We start from the raw sequence: 16,449 nt of genomic DNA on the forward strand, positions 1-16,449 counted from the left end.
ATCATACCTAAAATTAGGATTACTCGTAATGGCTGCCGTAATTGTTACCAACTTAAATGATAATGGAGCGGGTTCTCTAAGAAACGCGATCGCCCTAGCTCAACCTGGAGATATTATCCAATTTGATTCGAGTTTAGCAAGTCTAACCAATCCTACCATTAAACTGACCAGTGGTCAACTTAATGTCAATAAAAGTCTTACCATTGATGGACTAATTCCGGGTACAGTTCCAACTTCGATTACCATTAGTGGTGAAAATCAATTTCGCGTCTTAGAACTTCAAGCTAATGCTCAAGCTCAACCTACGAATACAACTCTTAAAAACCTAATTATTGTCAATGGTAATGCCCAAGGAGTTGAGCAAGAGGGTGCAGGGGGAGGGGTTAGAGTTAAAACATTAAACACTTTAACCTTAGAAAATAGTCAGGTTAATAATAATATAGCTCAGTATGGAGGGGCTCTTTTTAGTGGGTATAAAACCCAGACAACAATTATTAATAGTAAATTTGATAATAATGATGGTACTCAGGGAAAAAGTCACCGGGGAGGAGGTGCGATTTCTACAGATAGTTTAACCGATGTTACGATAATTGATAGTGAATTTACTAATAATAAAGGAATTAATGGCGGAGCTATTTACAGTGTTATTTGCGACTTAAATGTTCAGAATACTAAGTTTATTAATAATACTTCTGTCGCTGGAGGTACTGTATCTCTGGGTGCAGGTGTTTCTTCTGGTTATGGAGGGGCAATTTTTTCCGATGGAGCCAAGTCGGAAGGAACATTAAGAACAATTCAGATTAATAATTGTTTAATTGATGGTAACACATCAGCCGGACAAGCAGGCGGTTTATATTTATATCTTTATTCTCCCGATCAAGCTATTATTGAAAATAGCACGATTATTAATAATTCTGTTGTTTTTGATAATAGAGGTGATGCTTATGGAGGGGGAATTAGACCGGGAAACAATGGAAATTTTACCCTTAAAAATACAACCGTTGCGAATAATAATGCTTTGAGTCAAGGCGGTGGTTTGTGGGTTGGAGAACAGGTACCGATGACGATTATTAATAGTACCATTTCAGGAAATAGAGCAGAATCTCAAGATGGAAAAAAAGGGATAGGCGGAGGAATTGCTCTGGCGAATGGAACAACTCCCACCAGTATTATTAATACAACAATTGCTAATAATTATGCAGGGTTTTTAGGTGGAGGAATATCATCGGGGGGAACAAATGTTACGTTAACTAATACACTTTTATCTAAAAATAAAGCATTTAATGGCGGAAATACTTGGAATACAAACCATCATGTTACTGCTCAACTTAACAATGGCGGAGGAAATATTCAAACGACGGAACTAAACCCGAATGATATTAAAGCAACTGCTAATATTCAGTTGGTTGCTGATGCTTTATTAGGAGGTTTACAAACTATTAATGGGGTATTAATTCATCCGTTATTAACAGGAAGTCCCGCTATTGATACCGGAAGTAGTAATAATTCACCCACAACGGATCAACTCGGTCAACCTCGCCCTATTGATGGCGATCAAAATGGTACAGCAATTATTGATAGTGGTGCTTATGAGTTTTCAGTTGTAACTCCCGCACCAACTCCAAGTCCAACTCCAAGTCCAACTCCAAGTCCAACTCCAAGTCCAACTCCCAGTCCAACTCCCAGTCCAAGTCCCAGTCCCAGTCCAAGTCCAACTCCAAGTCCCAGTCCAAGTCCCAGTCCAAGTCCAACTCCAACTCCAAGTCCAACTCCAACTCCAAGTCCCAGTCCAAGTCCAACTCCAAGTCCAACTCCAAGTCCCAGTCCAAGTCCCAGTCCAACTCCCGCACCAAGTCCAAGTCCCACACCACAACCTATTCCAACACCCAGTCCAACACCCAGTCCAAGTCCAAGTCCAACTCCCGCACCAAGTCCAAGTCCCACACCACAACCTATTCCAACACCCACACCAACTCCCACACCAGGGGGAAGGAGCGGACTTGAACTACAAGATAAATGTATCGATATTCCTAATATCATACCTGCTAAAAACACTGTTGTTAATACTATTTTTGACCCCGAACAAACGAATGGGTTAGGGACACCTGAAGCAGATGGGATTTTAGGTCGAGATACTGACGATATTCTCTATGGTTTAGAAGGAAATGACAATTTAGATGGTGCGTTTGGAAATGATATTTTATTTGGAAATCAAGGAGATGATCATATAACCGGAGATTTGGGAGACGACAGTATTTATGGAGGACAGGAGAATGACTTTGTTTTAGGCGAAGATGGTGAAGATATTATTTGGGGAAATTTAGGAGATGATAACCTTCAAGGAGGAAATGGAAATGATATTATTTATGGGGGTCAAGGAAATGATTTAGTTTGGGGAAATCAAGGTAACGATACTCTTTTTGGAGATTTAGGAAATGATACTTTAGTTGGGAATGAAGACAACGATATTTTATTTGGAAATCAAGGAGATGATTTATTACAAGGAGGATCTGGAAACGATATTATATATGGCGGACAGGATAATGATACTATTTGTGGGGGAGAAGATAATGATCTAATTTTTGGTAATTTAGGGAATGATTTCTTAAAGGGAAGAACGGGTAATGATACCCTCTATGGTGGTCAAGGAAATGACACCCTTTTAGGGGGAGATGGAGATGATTTTATTAGTGGAGATTTGGGAGATGATTTATTATGGGGAGGGAAAGGACAAGATACTTTTGTTTTAGGAGAAAATCAGGGTAATAATTGGATTGATGACTTTACTGATGGGGAAGACTTGATCGGGTTGACGGGAGGATTAACTTTTGAAAAATTAGAATTTACCCAGGTCGAAAACAACACTTTAATTCAAGTTTCAAGTACAGGGGAAGTTTTGGCAACTCTAAAAGGATTTAATTCTAATTTGCTGACTTCTCAAGATTTTATGGGATTGGCTTTTAATCCAAACTAAGGTTTAATTTATCCTTCAAGATAGACTAATTTTTTAACTATATTGAAGGATAAAATATTGTAAAAATCTTTTTAATTTAGGATAAAATAAAATGGCTTTAATTGTAACTAACTTAAATGATAATGGGATTGGTTCTTTAAGAGACGCGATCGCTCAAGCTCAACCTGGGGATATTATCCAATTTGATTCGAGTTTAGCAAATCAACCTAACCCGACTATTCTACTAACCAGTGGTCAATTAAATATTAATCAAAGTATTACCATTGATGGACTCATTTCGGGCGCGACTCCTAATAAAATTACTATTAGCGGAGACAATCAATTTCGCGTCTTTGAACTCCAAGTTAGTCCCCAATTTCAACCCACCAATACAACCCTAAAAAACCTGATTATTGCCAATGGTAAAGCCCAAGGAATTGACGAAGCGGGTGCCGGGGGTGGAATTCGGATGCAAGGTTCAACCAACCTGACATTAGAAGATAGTGAACTGAATAATAATATCGCTCAATTTGGAGGCGGAATATATACGGGTTTTAAGAGTAATACAGTTGTTATTAATAGCAAATTTAATAATAATGACGGCACATTAGGTGGGAGTGAAAGGGGAGGAGGTGCGATCGCAACAAAAAGCGCAGGTTCTCTCACAGTTACTAATAGTGAATTTACCAATAATAAGGGAATAAATGGCGGCGCAATCAATCATTTATTGGGTAACTTAACTGTTGATAATTCTAAATTTATTAACAATACTTCTGTTCCAGGGGGTACAGTTCCTAATGGTTCAAGTAATTATCACGGTGCAGGCGGAGCCATTTATACCGATGGTGCAAACGCCTCTGGAGCCAATGCTACCCCAGGTTTAACAGGTGGAATTATTCGGATTAATAACTCCGTATTTGATGGAAATACGGGGGCTGGACAGGGGGGAGGATTATTTCTATTTGCCTATCCCCCCGATAAAATTATTGTGGAAAATAGTACAATTATTAATAATACAATTCAAACCAATAATAAAGGAGATTCTTTAGGGGGAGGATTGCGTTCTGGAAATGCTGAATTAACCATAAATAATACAACAATTGCTAATAACCGAGCCTATAGTCAAGGGGGTGGTTTATGGGTGGGTGAAACCTCTCCTACTACCATTACAAATAGCACTTTTTCAGGAAATAGGGCTGAATCTATCGACGGAAATAGTGGTTTAGGGGGTGCAATTACCCTCGTTAATGGTACTAATTTGACTAATATTATTAATACAACAATTGCCAATAATTATGCCGGATTTCAAGGAGGTGGATTTTGGGGAGGCGGTACAAATGTTACCTTGACTAATACAATTTTATCTAAAAATATTGCTAATAATGGGGGAAATACTTGGAACGTCAAACACCATACTGGAACTGAATATAATGATGGTGGTGGTAATATTCAAACCAATGAATTAAACCCCAACGATACTAAAGCAACTCCTAATATTCAATTAGTTGCTGATGCTTTATTAGGAGGTTTGCAAACAGTTAATGGGATGTTAATTCATCCGTTATTAACAGGAAGTCCCGCTATTGATACGGGAAGTAGTAATAATTCACCCAAAACGGATCAACTCGGTCAGCCTCGTCCGACTGATGGTGATCAAAATGGTACAGCAATTATTGATAGTGGTGCTTATGAGTTTTCAGTTGTAACTCCCGCACCAACCCCAAGTCCAACTCCAAGTCCAACCCCAACACCAACACCAACACCAACCCCAAGTCCAACTCCAAGTCCAACCCCAACACCAACACCAACACCAACCCCAAGTCCAACTCCCAGTCCAACTCCCAGTCCAACCCCAAGTCCAACCCCAACACCAACCCCAAGTCCAACTCCCAGTCCAACCCCAAGTCCAACCCCAAGTCCAACCCCAAGTCCAACCCCAGCACCAACTCCAAGTCCAACTCCAGCAACAACTCCAACTCCAACCCCAATACCAACACCAATACCAACACCGAGTCCCATTGGTGAAGATAAATGTCTGTGTGATCAATTTCCTACGCCCAATATAGACCCATTAAAAACACAAAATCCTGTCGAACAAACCTTTGATGGTCAAGCAGGAAATGATAACTTAATTGGAAGTGATTTTAATGATAAAATTACAGGGTTTGAAGGTGATGATACTTTAATGGGTAAGGCGGGAGCAGATAACTTAAATGGCGAAAATGGCAATGATTTATTATTTGGAAATCAGGGAGCAGATATTCTGATAGGAGGGTTAGGAAACGATACCCAATATGGTGGAGAAGACGATGATATTTTAGAGGGGAATGAAGATAATGATTTGCTATTTGGCGATCGCAATAATGATTTTATCCAGGGTAACTTAGGTAATGATACCATTTATGGTGGCAAAGAGAATGATACCTTACAAGGGGATGAAGGAGATGATTTACTATTTGGAAACTTAGGAAATGATATCTTAATGGGTGGTGAAGGTAACGATATTTTATTCGGAAATTCAGAAGATGATTTTCTCGATGGTGGGTCGGGAGATGATAGTTTATTTGGAGGTCAAGGTCAGGATATTCTCAAAGGTGAACAGGGTGCAGATATTCTATTTGGAGATATGGGAGATGACAGTATTTGTGGAGGAGATGATCAAGATTTGCTATTCGGGAATGAGGGGACAGATATTTTAGATGGATGTGCTGGAAATGATACCCTTTATGGCGGAAGTGGGAATGATTCTTTAATCGGAGGAATTGGGAATGATCTGTTATTTGGAGATACCGGAAATGATACCTTAATCGGAGGAGCAGGTCAAGATATATTTGTACTATCAATTAATAGCGGAAGCGACTTAATTCTTGACTTTAATCCAGAGTTAGATTCCCTAGGACTCAGTAAAGGATTAACCTTTGATCAACTGACCTTAAATCAACAGGGAAATACCGCTATTATTAGTTTAACCAATACCGGAGAAGAACTAGCGCAATTAAAAGGGATTGATATAAATTTAATTTCGTCCAATCAGTTTCAAGTTATTTCTATATTATAAGAAGTTGAGGCGCGATGCTGTCCCCAGACGTGGCTATGCGATCTCCTATTGAGATCGATGCCTACAGGCGGTGGTACTGCCATAACACTCCGTCAAACTCACGTTAAAAAGCATAATTAGAATAAGGGGGCTTTGAACTCAATCTTTTGGTAAGATTAGCTGTGATCCACGCTCGCTTATCAACAATTGCAATGGCACCAACCCTACTTTTTAACGCCCTGAAACAAGCAACCGATGAAGAAATGGCTCGTGACCCCAGAGTGTTCGTGTTGGGGGAAGATGTGGGTCAATATGGCGGTTCCTACAAGGTTACTAAGGATCTTTATGAAAAATATGGGGATTTGCGAGTTTTAGATACTCCGATTGCCGAAAATAGTTTTACAGGAATGGCCGTTGGTGCTGCCATGACAGGGTTGCGGCCGATTATTGAAGGCATGAATATGGGATTTTTGTTACTTGCCTTCAACCAAATTGCTAACAACGGCGGAATGCTGCGCTATACCTCCGGGGGAAATTTTAAAATGCCTCTGGTAATTCGTGGCCCTGGGGGTGTGGGCCGTCAATTGGGGGCGGAACACTCCCAACGCTTAGAATCCTATTTCCAGTCGGTTCCGGGCTTGAAAATGGTCGCCTGTTCCACACCCTATAATGCTAAGGGATTAATGAAAGCCGCGATTAGAGATGATAACCCGGTGCTATTTTTTGAGCACGTTCTGTTATACAACCTCAAAGAAGAAATCCCCGACGAAGAATATATTGTCCCCATCGATAAGGCGGAAATAGTAAGACGGGGGAAAGATGTAACCATTCTGACCTATTCTCGGATGCGCCATCACGTCATGCAAGCGGTTCCTGCTTTGGTCAAACAGGGTTATGATCCAGAAGTGATTGATTTAATTTCCCTCAAACCTCTCGATTTTGACACCATTGGGGAATCGATTCGCAAAACCCATCGGGTAGTTATCGTAGAAGAATGTATGAAAACCGGGGGACTGGGGGCAGAAATTACGGCTTCAATTAATGATCGTCTTTTTGATGAACTGGATGCACCTGTATTAAGACTGGCATCCCAAGATATTCCTACACCCTATAACGGTGCTTTAGAACGACTGACTATTGTTCAACCCGAACAAATTATTGAGGGAGTTAAATCAATTATCAGTTATCGGTAATGAGTAGAGACGTGCCATGGCGCGTCTTTACCGATGACTGATGACTGATTACTGATGACTGATTACTGATGACTGATTACTGATTAAAATGCGAAAACAACGTTCTGCTTTAATTCTGATTTTGGTGATGGTGATCGCCTCTATTATTGTGTTAACTAATATTCCTTTTCGGTTGGGTTTAGATTTACGCGGAGGTTCCCAACTCACGGTTCAATTAAAACCTTCGGAAGCAGTTCCTGTTATTGATGAGCGGGTTCTGACCGCGGTTCAAAGTGTAATTGAAAACCGGGTGAATGAACTGGGGGTATCGGAAGCGTTAGTGCAAACCGTAGGACAAAATCAGATTGTTGTGCAGTTACCTGGGGTGAATGACCCCCAAGAAGCAGAAAGGGTTTTAGGAGGAACGGCGCAGTTAGATTTCCGTGAACAAAAATCGGGAACTGAACAACAGTTAGCGGTGGAATTTCAAGTCCAACAGGGAATTAAACAACAAATTGAGGAGGCTAAAAAAAAGGGAGATTCTCCAGCTTTAGCAGCCGCCCTCGAATCCTTGAATAAGAGTAATGATGCGATTTCTCAACTTTATAATAACCCGGTACTTAGAGGTCAAGATTTAAAAGACGCCTATCCTGAACCCGTACAAGGAGGGGGAAACTGGAATATTGGTTTAGTCTTTAGTTCTGAAGGGGGAGAAAGGTTCGCTGAACTGACTAAAAATTTAGCGGGAACGGGTCGAACTATTGGGATTTTTCTGGATAATAGTTTATTAAGTTCTCCGTCAGTTCCGGTGGATTTTGCGGATACGGGAATTGTTGGGGGTCGGGCGGTGATTACGGGCAGATTTAGTGCCGAAGAAGCTCATTCTTTGGCTGTACAATTGCGCGGGGGAGCTTTACCAGTTCCGGTGGAAATTGTGGAAAATCGCACGGTGGGGGCTACCCTGGGACGGGATAGTATTCAACGTAGTATTTACGCCGGGGCGACGGGTTTAATTTTAGTCCTGATTTTCATGATTGTTTATTATAGATTACCAGGATTAATCGCTGATTTTTCTTTAATTATTTACGCCTTATTAAGTTTAGCCCTGTTTAATTTATTGGGTGTAACTTTGACTTTACCAGGAATTGCCGGATTTATTCTGAGTATTGGGATGGCGGTGGATGCTAATGTTTTAATCTTTGAACGAACCCGAGAGGAATTGAGGGCAGGAAAAACTTTGTATCGTTCTGTAGAATCGGGTTTTTATCGGGCGTTTAGTAGTATTTTGGATGGTAACGTCACAACGGTGATTGCTTGTGTCGCCCTATTTTGGTTTGGAACAGGATTAGTTAAAGGTTTTGCTCTCACCTTGGGATTAGGGGTGGTGGTGAGTATGTTTACTGCTATTACTTGTAGTCGCAGTTTCCTATTCATAGCTCTTGATTTCCCTGAGTTAAGAAAACCGGAATTGTTCTGTCCCAATTTGAAAAAAAATCTCTCGGTAGTCAGTAGTCAGTAATCTGATTACTGATTACTCTTACACTGATAACTGATTACTGATTACTGATTTATGGCTTTTAGTGTTATTAAACAACGCAACTTATGGTGGGCGATTTCCGGTGCGATTATTCTGGCGGGAATTATCGCTATGGGGATTTCTTGGAGTCGGCCAGATATTGGCGCTCCGTTACGTCCAGCCTTGGATTTTGTGGGAGGAACTCGCCTACAATTAGAACTGGATTGTTCGGTTCCGAATAATTGTGATGGCCCGATTGAGATTACTCAAGTTCGGGAAGTTTTAGCAAGTCAGGGTTTAGCCAATAGTTCGATTCAACTGTTAGATAAAGATTCGGGTAAAAAAGATAAACAAATTGTTTCTATTCGCACGAGAACTTTAAACGTTGAAGAAAGAAGTAATTTACAATCAGCCCTAACTCAAAAAATTGGAGCATTTGACCCGAAAGGAATTCAAATTGATACCGTTGGCCCTACTACTGGGCGTCAAATTTTTATATCAGGACTAATTGCTTTATTACTATCTTTTGCCGGAATTACGGTTTATTTAACCTTTCGGTTTAAATTTGACTATGCCTTTTTTGCCTTTGTTGCTTTATTCCATGATGTTCTCATTACCGTGGGAATTTTTTCAATTTTAGGCCTAGTTTTAGGGGTAGAAGTTGATAGTTTATTTCTGGTTTCTCTCTTGACAATTGTGGGATTTTCGGTTAATGATACGGTGGTAATTTATGACCGGGTTCGGGAAGTAATTGCCCGAAATCCTGATCTGCATATTAATCAAGTGGTGGATGATGCCGTAGACCAAACTTTAACCCGGTCTATTAATACCACTTTAACCACTCTATTCCCCTTAACTTGTATTTTCCTGTTTGGTGGTGACACCCTGAAATACTTTGCTTTAGCTTTATTAATCGGATTTATTGCTGGAGCTTATTCTAGTATTTTTATTGCCAGTACACTGTTAGCCTGGTGGCGCGATCGCAAATCCAATTCGGTCACTTTGGCAACGGAAAAAGAGTAAGCCTGTTATTGTTTGTCAGGTGTAACCGTTGGGTTATTAACATGGGTTTCAAGAAGGGATAGGGAATAGAAAATAAGAGATAAAACATTGCCCATTGCCTATTCCCCATTCCCCTTTTATTAAGAATGAACTGGGTTTAAATTCCAGTCGGGACGGAGATTTTCTGCTGCTCTTAAATAGGGGTGATAAACTTGAGTTTTATCGCTGGGTAAGTTAACATGAACTAAGAAGCGAATACATTTTTCTAAACTGCCTGCGACGTACATTTGTTGAACATCTAATAATGGAACATTCTGCCAAAGGGGACGTTCACGGGCGATCGCGGCGGGAAAAATAGCATCTAAATCTTTGGTAACAGAAAAGGTCATACTAATAATTTCATTCGGATCAAGTTGATTACGGGTTTCTAATTCGTCTAGTAATTCTATGACCGCTTCTCGAATGGCTGCAACCGAATTTTCTGAAACCGTCGTTGCGCCACGAATGGCTCGAACTCGCCAGTCCACAAATAGAATCCTCCGCGATTAAAATATTGATTGTTCTCAGTTTAGCAATACCGGGAGACAAGAATAAAATTTCAACCCAATTCTTCTTTCTTCCCATTGCCCATTGCCCATTGCTAAGTGCCTGATCTGCACAGTTAACTTAACTTTTGACCAACTATTTATCCGGCGTAACAAGTATTTCTTCCTAGGGCTTTGGCTTGGTATAGACATTGATCAGCCCGATCAAAAATATCCTCAATTCGAGTATCCTGTGATCTAAAAACCGCGACCCCAATACTGACTGTGATGTGTAAATTCCCTTTTTCCGTGGGAATGGAAAGGTGAGCAATTAAATCACAAATATCCTGGGCAATTTTCAGGGCATCTGCTTGATCGGTTTCCGGGAGTAAAATCACGAATTCTTCTCCGCCATAGCGCCCAAAATAATCACTGGCTCGGAGATAATTCTGAATGGCTAAAGTGAAATTGATTAAAATTTGATCGCCTGTTAAATGACCATAATTATCATTAATTTGTTTAAAATGGTCTAAATCTAAGATCAGTAAAGAAAATAAACTTTTATTCTGAATTGCGAGATTGAATTGGTTTTCAATATATTCAAAAAAGCTACGACGGTTTAAAATTTGGGTCAGGGGATCGAGTTGAGATAATTGTTGAAGTTTTAACAAAGCTATTTTGAGATTATCTGTTGTTTGTTTCAGGGTTAAATGGGTTTTAACTCTTGCTAAGAGTTCATTTTTAATAAAAGGTTTAGTAATATAATCTACAGCCCCTAATTCAAACGCCCGAATCAATTTTTCTTCTTCATAACTAGCCGTGAGAAAAATAATTGGAATTTCTTGTAATTTCGGATCATTTTTAATAAATTGACAAACCTCTAAGCCATCCATTTCCGGCATCATTAAATCCAACAAAATTAAATCTATTTTATTATCTTTTAATCGATTTAATGCTTGAAAACCACTGGTGGCAAAGGTGGTGTTATAGCCCACATCATCAAGAATTTTTCCAACTAATTTTAGATTATTCGTAATATCATCAACAATCAAAATACAAAAATCTTCTGGGATAAATGAGTCCATTTTTATTGATTTAACCCCCTAATTAATATGATTTTTAAGATTTTCTCTAATTCGAGGAAAAGCATTTACGGTTTCAGGAATATTATTCCAATCAAATGCGTCTAACTGCATTTCCAGGACTTCGGCATATTCAATTAAAGGCTGATATTGATATTGTTTCCCCCAGGTTTGTAAGCGTTGAACAAATTGCCGTAAATCTCGAGTTTTTAAGGTTTTTCTTAATGTATTCCAAACCTGTTCCTCCTCCTGTTTAAGTTTTAAAAGGAATTCTTTTGCTGCGGCTGATCCGATGACCCAAGACAGATCAACTAATATATCATCCGTCTTTTGATCATTTGCCATAACCATACCAGTTTCAGAGTTTAGGGGTAAATATTTATTTATTTCCCTGACTAATTGTTTTAAACTCACGGGTTTTAGGAGACATCCTTGAGAAAAATCTTGAAGTTCTTTCAATTCTTCAGTTTGACAGGAAGCGGTAATAATAATAATGGGAATGTGTTGGGTTTTTTCTTCCTGTTTGAGATATTGAGCTACAACTTTTCCATCCATTTCCGGCATTCGTAAATCCAATAAAATTAAATCAGGTTGATGAAGTTTTGCTTGATAAATCGCTTGTTTTCCATTCTCCGCAAACCATAATTGATGGTGACTTTCAGCAAAATATCCCTCAATCAATTTTCGGTTCGATTCTATGTCATCCACCACTAAAATTTTACTGGGTTTAAACTGATTCAGATTGGGATCTTCACTCCAATTAGATTGGGTAATCAGAGGATTTTGAGCCGGGGATACTTCGGGAAATACAAAAGTAAAAATACTCCCCTTCCCAAGCTGACTTTGGAGCAATACGGTTCCCCCCATCATCTGAGTTAAGCGCTGAGTAATTGCTAATCCTAAACCCGTGCCTCCATACTTACGATTACTTTGTCCTGAACTTTGAATAAAGGCTTCAAAAATCCGACTTTGTTGATCCTCTGCAATGCCAATTCCTGTATCCTCAATACTCAGTTCTAACCAAAATTTTTCACCGTTGAAGGTCAAGTAAGATTGAGTTCGGGCAGAAATTGTAACTGCTCCGGTATTGGTAAATTTAAGGGAATTACCAATGACATTAAACAGGATTTGACGTAATCGAGTTTCATCAAGATAGAGGGTTTGGGGAAGTTGGGAATCAATCTGAGTTTGCAAAATCAACCTTTTTTCTGAAGCTTTCGCGTGAAAAATCTGTTGAATTTCTTGAATCATAACTCGCAGGTTAACGGGAGTATAATTTAATTCAAGTTTGCCCGCTTCAATTTTAGATAAATCCAGAATATCATTAATTAAAGCCAGTAGGGTACGACCGCCCGTAATAATCGCGTCTAAATAGGGCCGAGCTTTAGGATCAGTGACAACTGATTGTAATAAATCCGTAAACCCTAAAATCGCATTCATCGGTGTTCTAATTTCATGGCTCATATTCGCTAGAAATTCACTTTTGGCTTGGTTAGCAATTTCTGCTTCCCTTTTAGCTTGTTCTAGTGCTATATTTCTCTCGGTGAGTTCTTGGCTGCGACGGGTTTCTTGTTCGAGTAATCTGGCTAATTCCTGTTCTAAGGTTTTGCGATCGCTAATATCAATTAAATACCCTAACATTTCGGTCACATTTCCGGCTGCATCTCTGACTTTTCTTAAATGGGTGAGAAACCAGCCATAGTGACCATCGGCTTTCAACCAGCGATATTCATGAATATAAGAATCTTCCGTAAATTGAGTGACTAAGTTGGTTAAAACCTGTTCCCGATCATCGGGGTGAATGTGTTGAATCCAAAAGCTAGAATCTTCTAAAAATATTTCAGGTTCATAGCCGACAATATCCTGAACATTTTTACTAATAAAATTGATCGGATAATTGCCTTCGGCTTGACAACTTAAAATAACAACGGGAGAATAATTAAGTAGGAAATTCAGGCGATCGCTAGTTTCTCTTAATTCTAATTCGGTTCTTTTGCGATCGCTCACATCTAACATAATCCCTTGCCAAGCGATATCTCCGTTGTCTCGACGTTCGGGGCGAGAAGCTTCTGCAAGCCATTTTAATTCCCCATTTGGCATTTGATAGCGCAGTTCACAAAATATAGAAGTTAATGTCTCTGCATTCCTGATTTTTTGTTCTCGTTCTTGTTTAATATCTTCCGGGTAAAACCCCGGTTCTACAATTTTATGATTCTTGATAATTTGCTCGGCATTCCAGCCAAATACCTCTAAGCAACCATCACTCATATATTCTATATAACTGGAACCATCGGGACATTTAATATGGGTATAAATTGTTCCAGGAATATTATCAGCTAGGGCTTTTAATTGGGCTTCCCGTTGACGTAGGGTTTCTTCGATCTGTTTGCGATCGCTAATGTCAAAAGTCATCCCTAAAATTTGTTTAATCTCTCCCTGATCATCTAAAACGGGTACATATTTAACAACAATCATATAGGGTTCTAGCCCAGGAAGTTGCAAGGTAAATTCCCCAACTTGCAAGGTTTTTGTAGCTATGCTTTCAGTTAATAAGGGTAGGTATTGAGAATAAACCTCTGGGGGATAAACGTCTTCATCTCGATAACCAATAAATTTTTCTTTGGGGAATCCCGTTCTTTCTAGGGCGCGTGAATTGACATATTCAAATCGCCGTTCTGGATCATAAATCACAAAGACATCGGGGGCGTGCTGTACGGTTAAAGCAAACAATTCTTCATTATTTTTCAGGGCGTTTTCAGTTTCTTTCAAGGAGGTTAAATCTTGGATACTTGCCACAATGCCACAGATGATATTCTGTTCATCTAAATAAGGGGTATAAATCCGCCTCAAATATCGTTTTCCCTTGGGGATATCTACCCAAGACTCCTGTGTAATTACTTCTCCGGTCAAACATTGATCTAAATAGGGTTTGCTTTTTTTATTAAACCCTTCAATCCCTAAAAGGTCAGAAAGAGGATGATTAATTACCTCCTCTAAGGATCGATTCGACAAGTACAAGTAAGCGGGATTAGCTACTTGATGAATATAGTTACTATCCAATAAACAAAGGGCATCTCCACTGTTGGCAACAACCCGTTCATATCGTCGTAGGGATTCTTCATAACGTTTGCGATCGCTAATATCCTCAACAATATAAGAAAACCGAGGACGATTATATTCGGATAAACCAATATAGGAGACTGTGGCAAATAACCATTGCTGGGTCTGATCATCCCGAGTATATTCATACTCAAACTGGATGGGTTTTCCTAACCGTTGACTTTCTCGATAATAGTTAATCCAAACTTGGACATCTTGAAAATTTATTCCTAATTCGCTGGCTAATTTATATTGAATATCTTCTATATTTTTGCCGATAAATTTAGCTGTTGCTGCATTATCAGATATGTGTAAAATATCCGTTTCTAAAAGTTCAACTACTCCCATCATCATCAGGGAAGAATTATAAAAACTTCTGAGAATGGCTTCCTGTTGTTTTAACGAGGCTTTGGCTTGTTTAATTCGATCTAATTCCTGTCTTAATTGTTGATTGGTTTGTTCTAAATCAGCCGTTCTTTCCTGAACTTGAGCTTCGAGTTCTCGATTGGCTTTTTGAACTTGATCCAGGAGAGTCGCTTGTTGAATTCCCAAGGCAACATGAACGGATAAGGTGTCTAAAAATTCTCGTTCTTCCGGTTGCCATTGTCGAATTTTATCCCCATTCTGAGCAATTAAACATCCCCAGAATTGATTTTCTACCGTAATCGGAATCACCAAATCAGAGGACATAGGATCACAGGACTCAAAAAAAGTGATTCCCAGGGGATTTGAGGTTAATAATTCAGGGGGTGCAAGGGATTCGACAATAATTTTTCCAGGATTCTGTGAACTCTCAATCATCACCCGATCGCAGTCTAACAATTGACGAACTTCGGTGACGGTGGCCTTCAAAATCTCATCTAAACTTAATGAGGAACGAATTCTTAACACCGTATCTGCTAAGAGTTGATATCTTTGATTTTGTTCTTTGAGTTTATTAATATTGGTATTAACTTTTTGTTTTAAATCAGAATTTAAAGTTGTTAATAGGTTATTTTTTTCGCTTTGAAGTTTTTCTATTTGTTGCTTTAAAATATAAATAACTCCCTGAATTTCATTCAAGTCAATGGCTTGTAAAATCGTGGTTTGAGTGACTAAACCCGCTAAATATCCCCGTTCATTAACAATCACTAACCGCCGAATTTTTCTTTGTTTCATAGCTTGATGTGCTTCCCAAAGCGAAGCATTAGCATCAATCAAACATAAGGGATGACTCATCACCTGTTCGGCCTGTAACTGGTTCAAATCCTGTTGTAAAGTTTGAAGTTTGAGGATATCCCGTTCCGTCACAATTCCCAAGGGTCGAATTTTTTGATCGGTTATTTTTTTACCAATCACCACACAACTGACTCGATGTTTAGTCATCAGTTTGGCTAACTGTAATACACTAGTTTTTAAGGAGCTACTAATTACGGTTTTAACCATCACTTCTCGAATGGTTCGACACTTGAGAATGTCTGCGGGTTCCAAAATTTCCCGAATACTTTCTGGGGTAACAATTCCCACGGGTTGTCCTTGTTCATCCAGAATCGGTAAATGTCGAATTCGATGTTGACGCAGAATTGAAATCATCTCCAGGGGTTCTTTGATGTCCTGTTCCCGAACCGTAATCACCCCCCGTGTCATCACCTCCCCCACCATCGTCCCCTGCAAATTTCGCCCTTGGGTCGCCAATTTGACAAAATCCCGTTCGGTTAATAACCCCACTAATTGCTGATGCTCCAAAACCAACACACAGCTTGGATCGGGTTGGTGCTGAGTATCCCTGGAGTCTTGAGTCATTTGTTCAATTACATCCAGGACAGGAGTATCGGGAGATACCCTCAAAAAATGACGATCAATGCAGTCGGTGGGAGAAGAAAGTGCAACCGCTTGGGAAAATACCATTGTCTTTGGGGAAAAATGTACGGGATATTGATTTTTCTCTATTATAAACCTGGAAAATAAATCAAACCTTTCACTTTTCTTGATATAGCAGTCGCCACATCTATTAGGACATTCTTGAAAGCTAAAAGCTGCTCACAGTAAGTATTTACCTATTGCCCATTGCCTATTCCCTATTGC

8 protein-coding genes are annotated in these 16,449 nt (G+C 39.4%); 5 read left to right on the forward strand and 3 right to left on the reverse strand.

Annotation, left to right across the window (positions count from 1 at the left end; translation table 11 throughout):
- The first annotated feature begins 28 nt into the window (after positions 1 to 28).
- The 5 genes from PL11201_RS22300 (at position 29) to secF (ending at position 9,701) form a co-directional block, all read left to right on the forward strand.
- Positions 29 to 2,974 (forward strand): calcium-binding protein, encoded by a 2,946-nt coding sequence (locus PL11201_RS22300; protein ID WP_079681026.1) that lies wholly within the window; start codon positions 29 to 31, stop codon positions 2,972 to 2,974.
- Positions 2,975 to 3,065: 91 nt separating this feature from the next.
- Complete coding sequence (locus PL11201_RS22305; protein WP_079681027.1) at positions 3,066 to 6,011, forward strand: calcium-binding protein; 2,946 nt, start codon at positions 3,066 to 3,068, stop codon at positions 6,009 to 6,011.
- Positions 6,012 to 6,202: 191 nt separating this feature from the next.
- Positions 6,203 to 7,183: an alpha-ketoacid dehydrogenase subunit beta gene (locus PL11201_RS22310; RefSeq protein WP_079681028.1), complete on the forward strand. Its 981-nt coding sequence runs from the start codon at positions 6,203 to 6,205 to the stop codon at positions 7,181 to 7,183.
- Between the two features lie 88 nt (positions 7,184 to 7,271).
- Positions 7,272 to 8,681, forward strand: a complete 1,410-nt coding sequence (gene secD / locus PL11201_RS22315; RefSeq protein ID WP_079681029.1) for a protein translocase subunit SecD — start codon at positions 7,272 to 7,274, stop codon at positions 8,679 to 8,681.
- 51 nt (positions 8,682 to 8,732) lie between these two features.
- Positions 8,733 to 9,701: a protein translocase subunit SecF gene (gene secF, locus PL11201_RS22320; protein WP_079681030.1), complete on the forward strand. Its 969-nt coding sequence runs from the start codon at positions 8,733 to 8,735 to the stop codon at positions 9,699 to 9,701.
- A gap of 119 nt (positions 9,702 to 9,820) precedes the next feature.
- Here the strand turns inward: secF and aroH are convergent, their stop codons facing one another.
- From aroH to PL11201_RS22335, 3 genes are all read right to left on the reverse strand, one after another.
- A complete protein-coding gene (gene aroH, locus PL11201_RS22325) occupies positions 9,821 to 10,207 on the reverse strand; it encodes a chorismate mutase (RefSeq protein WP_079681031.1) in 387 nt (128 codons plus the stop codon).
- 158 nt (positions 10,208 to 10,365) lie between these two features.
- Positions 10,366 to 11,289, reverse strand: coding sequence for a diguanylate cyclase (locus PL11201_RS22330; protein ID WP_079681032.1), 924 nt, complete (start codon positions 11,287 to 11,289; stop codon positions 10,366 to 10,368).
- Between the two features lie 18 nt (positions 11,290 to 11,307).
- Positions 11,308 to 16,272 (reverse strand): PAS domain S-box protein, encoded by a 4,965-nt coding sequence (locus PL11201_RS22335; protein ID WP_079681033.1) that lies wholly within the window; start codon positions 16,270 to 16,272, stop codon positions 11,308 to 11,310.
- Between the last annotated feature and the right edge of the window lie 177 nt (positions 16,273 to 16,449).

It is taken from the genome of Planktothrix sp. PCC 11201, from assembly GCF_900009135.1.
Classification (GTDB): Bacteria; Cyanobacteriota; Cyanobacteriia; order Cyanobacteriales; family Microcoleaceae; genus Planktothrix.